Origin of the sequence: Priestia sp. YIM B13551, from assembly GCF_042787905.1 — a bacterium.
In the GTDB taxonomy this organism is placed as follows: Bacteria; Bacillota; Bacilli; order Bacillales; family Bacillaceae_H; genus Priestia.
In genome coordinates this window covers 330422-343921 of record NZ_JBHZOX010000003.1, presented here as the reverse complement: position 1 = coordinate 343921, position 13500 = coordinate 330422, and the positions used below count along the sequence as shown (strand labels likewise).

The window sequence follows — 13500 nt, the reverse complement described above, 5'->3', positions numbered from 1 at the left end:
GTTATTCCTCCGCTTGTAGTCGTCCATACGTTTTTTGCAATATGAAGTAGGACGGCTTTATTCGTTCGTGAAAAGTTGGATACTCCCAATTTTTCCACTTGTATAAGTAAAAATCTTTTAATAAAAGTTCGCCTTTTTTCTGAGTCGGAAACGTATCTTCTACGTCATTGCTCTTCTTATTAACAGCTACGACTCCCACTTGAATTCCTTTTATTTTCTCGCTGGATTCTAATCCTTTTTTGGACCAAATATCTCCCATTATTTCTTTTTGACTCGGGTCTTTTACATTTAAAAGCGCCCAGGGAATGCGAAGTTCAGCAATTCCATTTGATTCATTCACTTTAAAATCTGCTAGCGAATCAAATGAAGAAGAGTTAGGATCGCTGTTTCCTTCTTGGAGCTTCCCTGTTTCATAGGCGTCAAAAGGAATGGTTCTCTTGTTTTTCCCCTCTCCAATCGCTAACTCTTTGTTAAGGGCGAGCCTGATTGGATTAAACATGCCGTTGTCTTTTGTATCGGTTCCTTTTACCGCGGGAATCATTTGGAGCTGATGAGCATATGAAAAATAATACGTATCGTAATAGCTGTCTATCCATAAATGACTGTCTTCTTTTCCGTTTAATTCTGCTACAAAATCAATTCCTTTTGTTTTTAAGGAAGGGATTTGAGGAATCTTTGACTGTCCCTGATTGTTAATCGTGTTAAACAAGAAATAAAGCTTTTGATTTTCCAGTTCTTTTGCACTCACGTGTAGATATAGATAACCTTCATCACTTGTAATGTTCAATGCTTTTAACTTCTTAGACGGCTTATATACCGACTTGCTGTTCAGCTTTTTCCAATCATCTGATTTACCGTCTACTTTGACTTTCAGCTTCGTTCCTGGATCAAAACTCAGCAATCCAAAATGCTGCTCTCCCGTTTGCAAATTCGTCCAAAATGGCCTGCGGTTCGGATTGTCGTACTCCATCGTATTCCACGTTCGCTTAAACCATTCATCTTGCCATGTAAAGACCATACCGCCAGCCATTTTTTCTTCAACAATGTCTTCGTATAAGCGTGACAGAATCTTTCCTTGTTCTTGTTCCGTATGAAAGCCTTGATCCCACCCGTATACGTTTCTATGGGTGAGTCCTCGCGAAGCCGGAATGCCAAATTCAGCAACAAGAACGGGCATATGATGAACTTCTTTCATATTTTGCAAATAGCCTGCGTAGTTATTTTTCTCTCCTCGATGATCTCGATAAGCGAGATAACGAGATTCATAGTTTAAGAAATCAGGATAGTACGGATAAATATGATAAGAGGCAAATAAGCCCGGCTCAAATTTTTTAGTTGTGTGAATTAAATTAGGATTAACAGACACTTTATCTTCGTCTTCAGAAGGCTCATATGGATGAGTAAGCAAATCCGTCGTCACCCAGTTCGTAAAGCTCATAGGCCGCTGCCAATCATATTTATCCTGCTCATAGGAAATTGTTTTTTCCATAAGCTGAGCAAGCCAAATTTCAAAGGGATTGCCTTTTTCGGTATAGATGTACTGCCCTTTAAAATCTTTCATTCCTTTATGTTTTTCATTTGTCGAAAGGGCTACCGTGGGATCCCATTCAACTCCTATAATCCAGCCTAAAACATAAGGAGACACGTCTGCTGTATACGTTCCGCTTGCATGTCCTGTCCGTTTTGGCAGTGTTGCATTTCCGTGAATAACGTTTACAATCCTTTTCATTTCAGCTTCAAATTCTTTTGTATTTTCCTTTGCAAAAGCATCTTGTGAATCATAGAAAACTTCTTCATTCACCCATACCCCATGAAAAAGATAAATGGGTTCTTTGGCTTTTTGGTTATACTCAGCAAGCGCTTCATAAAAGGCGGGAGGATGAATGGTGTATACGCGGATTGAGTTTGCATTCATCTTTCCAATTTCTTTAAACCAGCGCAAATATTCTTCTTTCGAAATAGCAGTCTCACCAGGGAAATGGCCTGGCTTACTAATGCCCATATTTACTCCTTTAATCAGCACATCTTGCCACTTGCCGTTTTGATAAATTTGCAAATAATCTTTTCCTACTTTCCCTGCTACTTTAAGGTCAGCATCTTCATAGATTTCCATATTTTTATTAAAAGTAACAGAAGCAGGCTGCGATTCATTTTGCTGTTGATCTATGATCTTATTCATAAGAGGCAGGTAAACAGTCCAGTAAAAAGAAGACTCATCTTCTTTTCCGATTTTCTCTGTCCATTTCTTCCACAGCGGGTAAAAAGAGGTTTGATAAATGGAAGGTATTTCTCCTTGATCTGCAAAATCTCCTGCAAAGTAATAGGTATCATATCGCTCTTTATTATGATGAACGACTGCTGGTATGGACAAAGGAATACCATTTTCCTTTAGCTTGTTTTTCCCTTCAGAATCCAAGTGAAAGACAAACTGAGCCTGCACATCACTTTTTTGCTGCGGTGCAATTACGTCAAACCAATATTGATAAGCAGATTCATCCTGTAAATTCAATGTTTTCTTTCCTTGTTTTGTGTATTGAAACCATACTGGATTTTCTTTTAATTCTTTTTCCGTTATAATAACGAGCTTATTGGATTCATTAACGAATAATAAGCCTTTTCCTGTAAGGCTCCACTCTTTGTTGTACTGCTTTTTGTAAGCACTTTTCACCCAAGCAGGAACTTCTTCACTGCCGAATTCCTCAAAATAGCGTCCAATCCAGCCGGACCACGTAACATTGTACAATTCATACAGTTCTTTGCGAACGTCTAAAGAAGTAGGACTCCCAAATGTATTAAACTCTCCAATCAGCGTTTTTGTACGTCCATTTAGAGCTTTCTTAACGTAGCTCACGTCTTCAGAAGTCATGCCACCATACACCAATTGAGAGCGATCTCCTCTTTTAGCTTTTACGCCTAAATCTTCTTTGTATACGCCATACGTGTCCGTGATATAAATCATATCTGCAGAGTTTGTTTTTGGCAGAGATTTAATGCTGTATGTTTTATCTCCTTTTGGGTAAAACCCTGCATAATCTTTTGAGATTTTATAAGGCTTCCCGTCTTTGCGTACTTTCGCTTGATTCAGCATCCACATTAAACCTTGATGCTCTCGAAACGTTTGATCCGGCACTGTTTTATCAATGACAAGCATATTCAAATCAGTTGGTTTCTTTAGCTGCCAAATAAGAAATGGAGAAGCCGTTACTGCCATAACCAAAATAATGCCGCCAATTAACAACCATTTTTTCATTGTGAAACTCCTTTTCGCTGCATGTCTCCCCAGCCTTTTTTATTGCGAATAACATCCAACAATCCATGACAGCGCCATATAACAGTTAGAGGGCGATACCAAAAGGATTCAGTCAGGGAAAAGACAAATAGCTTAGCAATATCGGATACTCTTGGATATTTGCGAAGGCTCCACTCTTCTAGCAAAACGGCCGCCATCGAATAAAGAGAACCATATACAACCATCAAGAGAAAAAGCAAATAAGCAAATTCTACATAAATCCCGCCTACAACTAGAGAAATAACAATAAACAAATAGCCTAACATTTCCATGACCGGACCGATTAGTTCAATAAACACAAAATAAGGCATAGAAATCATTCCGATACTTCCGTATCTCGGATTAAACAGCATCTCTTTATGCTTCCAAAGACTATCAAATAAACCGCGGTGCCAGCGGTTCCGCTGTCTTCGCAAATATTTGATTTCATCGGGTGCCTCTGTCCAGCATACGGGATCTGGAATATAAACAATTTGATTGTTGGTTTTTTTCTGTTTAATCAGTCGGTGCAGGCGAACAACAAGTTCCATGTCTTCGCCGACTGTATGAGAATAACCCCCAGCCTCAATCACCCAGCGTTTAGAAAATACGCCAAATGCTCCTGACACAATAAGTAATAAATTATGGCGACTGAGACCAATGCGCCCCATAAGAAAGGCACGTAAATATTCAATAATCTGCATCACAACAAGCGGCTGCGTATCAAGTCCAATCGATACGACCGCACCGTTTTCGATTTTACATCCGTTTGCAATTCGAATACTTCCCCCTGAAGCAATTACTTCTCCGTCTGAATCAATAATTGGCTTCATAACTTTTAAAAAAGCATCTCTTTCTAACACTGAATCGCCATCGATCGAACAAAAATAAGGATAGTTGGATAAATTAATTCCTGCATTTAATGCATCTGACTTTCCCCCATTTTGTTTATCGACTACATATAAATAATCGTATAATTTAGAACGATATACAGCTTTTACTTCTTTCGTCTCTACTTGCTTTCTCACAACTCGATTCATTTTCACAAGAGAAAACTCCTCGATTAGCTTTTCTAACGTATCATCTGAAGATCCGTCGTTTACTACAATTACTTCATATTCCGGATATTCAATTCCAAGCAGCGAACGCACGCTTCCAATAATCCCGACAGATTCGTTATAAGCGGGAACTAATATAGATAACGGTGTTGTATAGCTAACCGCAAGCAAATCTTCATAAGGTTCTTCATCATTTAATTGATATTGCTTTCGCAGTTGAAAAGCAGAGATGATAAACATCATAAAATAAAAACAAAGCACAAAAATCATATAAGCAAATACAGCCCATCCGCAAATAGACAATAAAAGATGCCAAACACTATTCCACAACCGTAACTCCTCCTTTTTCAAGCCATTCTGCTGCCATATCTTTCGAAAACTTGTCATCAGTCGTTTTGTATACATGAACTAAATATTCTTTACCTGTTGGGATTTTCATCATTGACTGAGCAGCATTCGAACGCACAAGAAAATGAGAATCTTTTAGCGACTGCTCAAGAAGTGACAATCCCTTCTCATCTCTCGTTTTGCCTATTAGTTTTGTAGCCATCATTCTTTCTTGCCAAATACCTGACTGAAGATGTTTCGTGAGCTCCTCTATTCTTAATGGAAAAGATAAAGCATTAAGTGATTTCAACGAACGAATTCGCAGTTCTTCTGATGAACTTTTCATGTGCATTTTTAAGAAATCTATATACTCTAACTTATGATTGATACCTATCATATCGATAAGAGGCAGCTGAATTTCTTCTTGTAGATGTTCAAATTTATTAATAAATTGCTGAAACTGCTCACTGTTCATAGTTCCAAACAAAGAGCGGTACATAAATTCAGACAGCGGTCTAGAAGCGTTCGTCATGTACACAACAAACTCAGGGCGGTTCAGCTTAACTAAAATTTTTAAAATTTGATTTTTTTCAGCCGCTGTACTATTTTTTTTCTCATACATTTCTACTAATTGGTGTGTTAGCGTAGTTAGACCAAAGTCTTCGATAGCATAAAGAGCATTCATTCTGACACTCCATCTAGAATGATGCAGCTCTTTTTTATATTTGGGTGTAAAAACCTTCTCCGCATAGAGCGTGATGTTATTTAGAATTTCATCGCCTTGCACAGCTGCAGAAAAACTGCTCAATAGTTCCTCTACACCCGCCAGCTCTATTTTATTTTTAGGCTCTACCCGATGTTCTTCATCTTTTCTGTATAAATAAATAAAAAGAGATTCTTTCATACTATCTTTATAGGATTCTACTTTTGCTCGAAAAGCGTTTAAACGCGCTTTTTGAATAAGTAAATAACTCAGAAAACAGACTAAAAGCAATAGCAATCCGCCAAATAAGACATATACCACTTGAATTGACATCGCCATTTATTTCATCTTCTTCATTAAATGACGCACGCGCGCTTCAAGCTCCATTAACTTAAATGGCTTTGTCATGTAATCGTCTGCCCCAAGTTCTAATGCTCTTTGAATATCTTGTTCGCTGTTTCTTGATGTAAGCATAATAACCGTGTACTGATCGTGACGTTTATGCTGTCTTAATTTTTGCAGCACTTCTAAGCCATCCATCTTAGGCATCATTCCGTCTAAAATAACAAAGTACTGATCGCTAGAATGAATCCATTGGGACTCAAAAAATTCGATGCCATCTTTAAACACTTCTATTTTCACTTCATAGCGATCTCCTACATCAATCTTACTTAAAAGCTCTTTCAGCATCGTTCGAATGATAGAATCATCATCAATAATAGCCATACGAAGCGTTCGCTTTTTGACCAGCTTGCTTTGAGAAGAAGCTACAATTTTTTGACGTCCTGATTCCTTCGCTATATATAATGCCTCATCAGCTTGATGAAGAGCTTTTTCTAACGGCCATTCAGTGTTATGAACTTCTACAACTCCGCCGGAAAAGCTGCAATAAAACGAATTGCTTTGATGTGTGAACACTTTTTTCACAAACAAATCCAACAGTCTATTTAATACTGTTTCTGCCTCTTTTATATTGGTTTTTGGCAGTAAAAGAATAAATTCTTCGCCTCCATATCTAAAAATGTGATCTGTTGGACGAATTTCATGCTTCATATACTCTACAAATGCTTGCAGCACACGGTCTCCCATAAGATGTCCATATTGATCGTTTATTCTCTTAAAGAAATCTAAATCTAAAATCGCTAAACAAAAAGGATCTTTTAAGCGGTCGTAGCTGGATAGCTGCTGACTGTAGATTTCTTTTAAATACGTTCGGTTATAGGCTCCTGTTAATTCATCAAACATTAAATAGGAGTTAAACATCTGCTTTCGTTCAATATGGTGACCAATTCGAAGTAGACTTTCTTCCCTATCGAGAGGTTTAACAAAAAAATCATCGGCCCCTAATTTAAAAGCCTTCAAACGCGTCTCTCTTTGATTATCAACGCTCATCATGACAATGGGGACGAACAGTTGCTTTGTTTTATCACGTAAAAATGAAAGAATGTCAAAGCCTGTACAGTCTTTCATATGTACATCAACAACAAAACAATCCGGCTTTAATTCGTAAAAAGCCGTAATGGCTTTTTCTTTAGAGGCAGTTGCTAATACGTACCACCCTTGTTTTTCAAACTGTTCTTTTAAATACATCAGCATTGAAAGATCATCATCCACAAGTAAAACATTAGCTGTTTGTTCACTAATTTCTATCGGTTTATTTATATCTTCTACGGATTGAATTTCATCTTGATAACAAATTTTAATAATATCTAATAAAAATGTATTCAACTCCGCGTAATTCCAGGTTTTTTTCTGATTTTTTTCAACAGCTTCCATTAACTCGCGGGAACGATCTCCTAAATAATTCAGTCCAATGGTTGCAGACGTTCCAGAAATTGAATGCAAAAAGCGGTACACTTCTTCATGAGGTATTTCTTCATTTTGATCGGTCCACTCTTGCAGCTGCTTACGCACATTAGCTAATAATGCAATTTGATATTTATCCATCTTATACACCCTTTGTTCGATATAGTTAACACTTACCCCATATTACTCCATCCATTTTTTATAATATTTTGTAAGTAAATGAAATATTTTCTTACTTTTATTTTAAGTATGTTTTTTAAAATGAAAAGCAATTCCTTTTTAACCATACTTTTCCTCCAATGATTTTACTTTAAAATGATTCTTTTTTCACTCATTATTTTTTCTTCCCAATAAGCAAAATGTCCTGTTATCTTCTTTATAAATAGACTTACAACCTTATTGACAAAATTAATGAGTCTTTGTTACCCTTATACACGTTGTGAAAAATTTAAAAGTGAATGTTAAGGAAAGCAGCCGTTTTGATGAATAATCAATCAAATCAGGTTCTTTCCTTTTTATATTTTTACTAAGGTAGATACTTTGCTAAATAAAGTTTCGCTTTATACACCGTGTCCTCTTTGTCATAGGCGCACTTAGACCGAAAACAGACGGAAAGGAGTATAAAATGTTTACTCAGCTTACAGAAAAAAACCAGAATGCAGAAGAACTAAAAGAAACACTTGATGATTTAGAGTTTCAGCTATTTCGCATGCAGGATAATTTAAAAGAAATTGCTAAAAAGTATGAAGTTATTGGTGTCGATCAGCCTGAAGATAATCAGTTAGTTATTGTATCGGCACAAAATGACGGAAACGCATGTAAAATTATGCTAAATGAATGTACAAAAGCCTATAGAGGGGCTTGGGATTTTGCCATCGATGGCGTATATGAAGATAATCACACGATTTTTATTGGTGACATTAAAGGGCCCGCTAATAAGGGATATGGCTCTGTATGTATGAATTATTTAAAAGAAGTAGCGGTTGATCAAAATGTTCATGTCATTAAAGGCGATATCGCTGAGCGCGATTGGGATCATCTCGAAAGATTGATTCATTTTTATGAAAAACATAACTTTGAGGTAAATATTGATTATACGAATAAGTGCGGAGAAATTGAGTGGACTCCAGCTTATCAATAAAAAAACGAACAGACGCTGTCTGTTCGTTTTTTATTTGATATATGCTAAGCTTTTTTTAATACTGCTAAGAGGACTTTCTTTGCATTGATCTTGTTCAACGATCCACCATTTTACGCCTGCTCTATATCCTTCTTGCATTACAGCCTTCACATCTACTCCTCCGGTACCAAGAGGAGCAAAAAATTGCTCGCCGTCTGTTGTCATATCTTTTAAATGGATGAAAGGCGTCCGATTTTGATAATGCTTCATCCATTCCACTGGATCTTCGCCTGCTTTAGTCAGCCAATAAATGTCCAGCTCTACGTTTACCTCAGTTTCTTCTAAGATTGTTTGGAGAGCTGACTTTCCAGTTGACAATTTCTTCAGCTCAAAATCATGATGATGATAGCTAAACGACATGCCTTCTTTTTTACAATACGTATCAATATCATTTAAAGAATCAATAAGTTCGTAATACCCTTTTTCCGTTTGACGTTCAGGCATTAAATAAGGACAAACAATATGTGAATTGCCAACTTGCTGTTCAAAGTGAATCACTTGCGCTAAATTAGATTCTAATTGTTCAAGCGGCACATGACTAGAAGCTGGCTTCAGCTGTAAATCCGTTAACCATGCTTTTACTTCTTGCGCTGTATGTCCTTCATACCCTGCAAATTCTACTCCTTGATATCCTAATGCAGCTACTTTTTGAAGAGTTTCTTTAAAATCTTTTTTCGTTTCTTCACGCAGCGTATAAAGCTGAACTCCTACAGGTATTTCTCCCATCTTCTCTCCCCCTGTTCATTGAGAAAGCTCCTATAGTAGGAGCTTCTGCTTTTATTTTACTGCACTTCCAAGCATTCCTGAAATAAAATGACGTTGAAGTGCCAGGAAGAATACAATGATTGGAATGGTTGCAATCGTTACCCCCATCATTACTTGACCGTAATCAATAATCGATAAGCCAATTAAGCTTGAAAGAGCAACTGGCAATGTAGCCATTTCGTTAGATGTAGTCGCAACTAGAGGCCACATAAAGTTATTCCACTGTGTCATAAATAAGAAAATAGCTGCTGCAGCCATAGCAGGCTTCATAGAAGGAAGCACAATAGTTAAAAAGATTCTCATCTCTCCAGCTCCGTCCAAACGAGCTGCTTCAATAAGTTCTGTTGGAAAAGCTAAAAAGTTCTGACGTAATAAAAAGATAGCAAACGGAAAGCACAGCTGCGGAACAATAAGTGCAAAATACGTATCAAGCAAATTAAAATTCGACATCAGCTGAAAAAGCGGAATGAGCGTTGCTTGATATGGAATCATCATAGACAATAAAAGCGTAGTGAAAATTGCGTTTCGGCCTTTGAATTCAAATTTAGATAGCGCATATGCAGCTGTGGAGCAGACCATTAAAGCTACAATCACATACACGACTGAAACAAATACTGAGTTAAAAAAGACGCGCCCTAAATCAATTGAAGCATTTAAATTTTGTAGATTTGTCATAAATTGATCGCCAGGCTTCAGCGTTGGAGGGTTTGTAAACATTTTTCCTGATTCATTCGTAGCGCCGATAATCATCCAGTAAAAAGGAAAAATAGAAATAATCGTGAACAGCCCAAGCATGCTGTATAATCCTATTTTGCGCATAATGTTACTTTTCTTTTTAACCTTAGGCACGGTAGCTACTGCGGTTGCTTCTACTCTCTCTAATACACTCATGATTTATCACCCGTAAATTTAAATTGGAAGAACGTTAAAATACCAACTAATAATACAACAACGTACGCAATGGCTGAAGCATATCCAAAATCAAAGTATTTAAAGCCATTTTGATAAATATATAAGCCTAGCGTCATCGTTGAATCAGCAGGGCCGCCTTTTGTTAAATTAAAAGGTTCGTCAAACAATTGAAGCGTGCCAATTGTCGATAAAATAGTAGCGAACAAGATAACGGGTTTTAATTGTGGAACCGTTACGTGGAAAAACTTTTGAATACGATTTGCTCCATCTAAATCAGCTGCTTCGTAAACTTCATGAGATAAACTTTGAAGAGCTGCTAGAAAAATAACCATGTTATAACCTGTCCATCTCCAAGTCATCGCAACGATGATTGAGACTTTAGCCCAAAATGGATCTCCCAGCCACTGAATGGCATCAATACCGAAAAATCCTAAAATAGTATTCATAATTCCTTCATCTTGAAGAATGATTGAAAACAAAATAGAGTAGGCAACTAGTGACGTTACCGCCGGCAAGAAAAAAGAAACTCGGAAAAAACCTTTTAGTCTTAAAAGCTGACTGTTTAAAGCGTTAGCTAGTACAAGCGCTAATAAAATCATAACGGGTACTTGAACGATCAAAATAATACCCGTATTTCCAAGCGCTTTCCAGAAAATATCATCTCCGAGCAAACGTGTATAGTTTGATAACCCGGTAAATACATACTTTCCGCCTTCCATACTCTGAAAGCTTAAAACAAACGATGAAAAAATAGGGTAGATTGTAAACAGCGCGAACAGCAAAAGTGCTGGAGCAATAAATAAGTAAGGCAACGATTTATTTGTCTTCATGATGACCTCCTAGTACCGCAAGAAGAAGAGATAGAAGGCAATTTTCTAGAAATCACCTTCTATGCTTCTTGATTATTTTTGAATTCGGTTTTCTAAGCGTTTTTGAGCTGCTTCAAGCGAGTCTGTAACGCCCTTACCATTTGTTACTTCTGACACAGCTTTGACTGCTTCACTGTTTGCAACTGAGTAATTGCCCGTAAAGTTAACCGGCTTAATATCTTTCATTTCATCTGCGAATGTTTTCCAAATCGTTTGATTGTTAAAGTACTCATCTTGTGCAGCGAATAATTTTGAAGAATATACGGTATTTAATGACGGGAATAATCCGCCCTTCATCGCTTCTTCTTGAACTTTATCCGTTGTTGAGAAATACTCCATAAATTTGTACGCTTCATCTGCTTTTTGACTAGTTGCTGAAATCACATAGTTGCTTCCACCTAAGTTAGAAGCACGGTTGCCTCCTTCTTCAAACGAAGGTAATAAAAACACTCCCCATTTTCCTTTTAAATCCGGAGCCTGCTGCGTAATAGAACCGGATAGCCAAGCACCAGATGGTGAACTTGCTACTTTACCTTCTGCTAAAGCACTGATTGAAGCATCCCAGCCCACTGTATTTTTAACAATGCCTGCTTCTTTTAACTTCTTATTTAACTCCATTGCTTTTTTCGCTTCTTTAGAAGTTAAATTCAACTTTCCTTTGTTATTAAAATAGAACGTACCTTGCTGCGTCAGCGCCATTCGGAATAAGCCATCGTCATTATTAAAATCTAAACCTAGTAAATCAACGCCAACTTTTTCTTTAATTTTCTTACCAGCCGCAATGTAATCATCCCATGTTTTGATACTGTTTGGATCTACGCCTGCTTTTTCAAAGTAATCTGTGCGGTAGAAAACGCCTGTTGGACCTGCATCAAACGGGAAGCCGTACATGTCCCCATCCTTTGATAAAAGAGCTTTCTTAAACTCTGGAAACTTATCTTCTTGCTTATCAAATCCTTTTTTAGATAGGTTTAAAAATGCTTTTGGAAATGCATCCAAGTATCCTTGGAAACGATCGTCTTCTACTAATACAATATCAGGAAGGCCTTTTCCGCCAGCTTGCAATCCTGTTGTTAATTTTGAATAAACGTCTTCACGTCCCATATCCACTACTTTTAATTTAAACCCTGGATTCTCTTTTTGGTATTCTGCTGCTGCTTTCTTTAATACCGGTACGTTAATATTCCAAGCCCATGCAACAACTTCTTTTCCACCGCTACCACTTGTTTCATTAGCGGACTTTCCTCCGCATCCTGCAAGTACTAGGGTTAAAATGAGTGCAAAACTGATTAAACTAAACCAACGTTTCAATGAATACCCCTCCTATAATCTCGTCTCCTAGCGTGGCAAGTTTTTTTGTAAACGCTCATGATTCTTTCTCGAGAGAATTATTGAAAAATAATTCTGTATATTGAAAGCGTATACAATTTACTTAATCTAAATTATATGAATGAATACCCTTTTCCTCAATGGTAAATATAAAAGGCAAAAACCTTACATTTTTGCCTTTTTCTAAATTGATTTTGTTATTATGGTTTCTATTAACTTTTTCGTTCATGAAAAAAAGCGAATGTACTGTCGTTGTTGAAACAGAACACAATCGCTTATTTAAAAAAATCCAATGTATACTATTTTTTTGCTACATAAGTAACACTTTCTTGCTTATTTGGGACGTTCTAAGGAAAATAATTGCCCCAATTTACTATAGTTAGAACCCGCAAGTCGGCTGACTGGCTTCACACGTTCTGCAGAAACGCGATCGTTTTCTATCACTTTTTCACTAATATGAAACATCACAACTTCACCGATAAACAAATCTGAGCTGTATGCCTCATCCGTTCCTAATGGAACAATTTGGTGAAGCTTACATTCCATCCGAATGCTGGCTTCTTGAATTCCAGGAACCTGCACTTTTTTGCTCGGTGCTAGTGTTAATCCTGTTTCTTCGACTTCACTGACGGAAGAAGGATAAGAAGATGCCGCTTGATTCACCTGTTCCACTAAGTTTTCGTCTACAAGATGAACTACAAATTCTTTAGATACACTAATATTTTTGGCCGTATCTTTCGTCATTTGACCTTCACTTCTCGAAACCGAAACAGCAATCAGCGGAGGCTCTGCCGCAACTACATTAAAGAAACTAAACGGCGCGGCATTCACTACACCGTCATCGTTTTGACTTGTAACAAACGCAATCGGCCGGGGAATGACGACACCTGTTAACAAATGATAATTGTCTTTTGCACTTTGTACCGCTGGATCGACTATCTTCATTTTACCCACTCCTTTTCTTCCATTTACTTTATTGTATGGTAACGAAAAGAGTATAGATTAGCTAGCAACTTGCTCACCAAACATGCAAAAAAGTGATTGAGACATAACTCCATCCACCTAATCCTAAGACGAACAAATGGAAGTAATGAGCTGGTATAGATCACTTGTGACACCACTGTTGATTTCCATGCAAGGCTTCGCTTTCCGCGGGCGACCGATGAGCATCCTCGTCGCGTACACTCCTGCGGGGTCTCATCACTTCCTCTTTTCCCTCGGGAGTCTTCACCTTCCTCTCCAATCAACAGCTAGAAGCAACTAACTAGATGAAACCTACGTTC

The 13500-nt window shown here is 37.5% G+C and carries 11 protein-coding genes; 1 reads left to right on the top strand and 10 read right to left on the bottom strand.

Going from position 1 to position 13500, the window contains the following annotated elements:
• Nucleotide 1 precedes the first annotated feature (1 nt).
• From ACFX4N_RS18760 to ACFX4N_RS18745, 4 genes are read right to left on the bottom strand one after another with little or no spacing between them, the layout of a single operon-like run.
• Nucleotides 2-3250, bottom strand: coding sequence for a hypothetical protein (locus tag ACFX4N_RS18760; protein WP_057274396.1), 3249 nt, complete (start codon nt 3248-3250; stop codon nt 2-4).
• Nucleotides 3247-4656 (bottom strand): glycosyltransferase family 2 protein, encoded by a 1410-nt coding sequence (locus tag ACFX4N_RS18755; RefSeq protein WP_013055645.1) that lies wholly within the window; start codon nt 4654-4656, stop codon nt 3247-3249. Before ACFX4N_RS18755 ends, ACFX4N_RS18760 begins: the two co-directional genes overlap by 4 nt.
• On the bottom strand, nt 4646-5695 hold the full coding sequence (locus tag ACFX4N_RS18750; protein ID WP_013055644.1) for a HEAT repeat domain-containing protein: 1050 nt from the start codon (nt 5693-5695) through the stop codon (nt 4646-4648). The genes ACFX4N_RS18755 and ACFX4N_RS18750 overlap by 11 nt, the downstream gene beginning before the upstream one ends.
• Nucleotides 5696-7303 carry a GGDEF domain-containing response regulator gene (locus ACFX4N_RS18745; protein WP_192100534.1) on the bottom strand — a complete coding sequence of 536 codons (1608 nt, stop codon included), beginning with the start codon at nt 7301-7303 and terminating at the stop codon, nt 5696-5698. It abuts the gene before it with no gap.
• Nucleotides 7304-7787: 484 nt separating this feature from the next.
• On the opposite strand from ACFX4N_RS18745, the gene ACFX4N_RS18740 reads away from it, so the two are divergent.
• Complete coding sequence (locus ACFX4N_RS18740; protein WP_013055642.1) at nt 7788-8303, top strand: GNAT family protein; 516 nt, start codon at nt 7788-7790, stop codon at nt 8301-8303.
• A gap of 30 nt (nt 8304-8333) precedes the next feature.
• Here the strand turns inward: ACFX4N_RS18740 and ACFX4N_RS18735 are convergent, their stop codons facing one another.
• From ACFX4N_RS18735 to ACFX4N_RS18710, 6 genes are all read right to left on the bottom strand, one after another.
• Nucleotides 8334-9068, bottom strand: coding sequence for a sugar phosphate isomerase/epimerase family protein (locus ACFX4N_RS18735; protein ID WP_013055641.1), 735 nt, complete (start codon nt 9066-9068; stop codon nt 8334-8336).
• Nucleotides 9069-9119: 51 nt separating this feature from the next.
• Nucleotides 9120-9926, bottom strand: a complete 807-nt coding sequence (locus ACFX4N_RS18730) for a carbohydrate ABC transporter permease (protein WP_013055640.1) — start codon at nt 9924-9926, stop codon at nt 9120-9122.
• 68 nt (nt 9927-9994) lie between these two features.
• Nucleotides 9995-10849, bottom strand: a complete 855-nt coding sequence (locus tag ACFX4N_RS18725; protein ID WP_013055639.1) for a carbohydrate ABC transporter permease — start codon at nt 10847-10849, stop codon at nt 9995-9997.
• 72 nt (nt 10850-10921) lie between these two features.
• Nucleotides 10922-12199, bottom strand: a complete 1278-nt coding sequence (locus ACFX4N_RS18720; RefSeq protein WP_192100533.1) for an ABC transporter substrate-binding protein — start codon at nt 12197-12199, stop codon at nt 10922-10924.
• Between the two features lie 351 nt (nt 12200-12550).
• Complete coding sequence (locus ACFX4N_RS18715; protein ID WP_013055636.1) at nt 12551-13162, bottom strand: flavin reductase family protein; 612 nt, start codon at nt 13160-13162, stop codon at nt 12551-12553.
• A 23-nt stretch (nt 13163-13185) separates the two neighbouring features.
• The gene (locus tag ACFX4N_RS18710) at nt 13186-13464 is read right to left on the bottom strand and encodes a hypothetical protein (protein WP_137738668.1); all 279 of its coding nucleotides are present in this window, start codon (nt 13462-13464) and stop codon (nt 13186-13188) included.
• Between the last annotated feature and the right edge of the window lie 36 nt (nt 13465-13500).

What these genes read in the sequence shown, in the direction of transcription:
- ACFX4N_RS18760 (WP_057274396.1), bottom strand. Translation starts at nt 3,250, where the DNA reads ATGAAAAAATGGTTGTTAATTGGCGGCATTATTTTGGTTATGGCAGTA.
- ACFX4N_RS18750 (WP_013055644.1), bottom strand. Translation starts at nt 5,695, where the DNA reads ATGGCGATGTCAATTCAAGTGGTATATGTCTTATTTGGCGGATTGCTA.
- ACFX4N_RS18745 (WP_192100534.1), bottom strand. Translation starts at nt 7,303, where the DNA reads ATGGATAAATATCAAATTGCATTATTAGCTAATGTGCGTAAGCAGCTG.
- ACFX4N_RS18740 (WP_013055642.1), top strand. Translation starts at nt 7,788, where the DNA reads ATGTTTACTCAGCTTACAGAAAAAAACCAGAATGCAGAAGAACTAAAA.
- ACFX4N_RS18735 (WP_013055641.1), bottom strand. Translation starts at nt 9,068, where the DNA reads ATGGGAGAAATACCTGTAGGAGTTCAGCTTTATACGCTGCGTGAAGAA.
- ACFX4N_RS18730 (WP_013055640.1), bottom strand. Translation starts at nt 9,926, where the DNA reads ATGCGCAAAATAGGATTATACAGCATGCTTGGGCTGTTCACGATTATT.
- ACFX4N_RS18725 (WP_013055639.1), bottom strand. Translation starts at nt 10,849, where the DNA reads ATGAAGACAAATAAATCGTTGCCTTACTTATTTATTGCTCCAGCACTT.
- ACFX4N_RS18715 (WP_013055636.1), bottom strand. Translation starts at nt 13,162, where the DNA reads ATGAAGATAGTCGATCCAGCGGTACAAAGTGCAAAAGACAATTATCAT.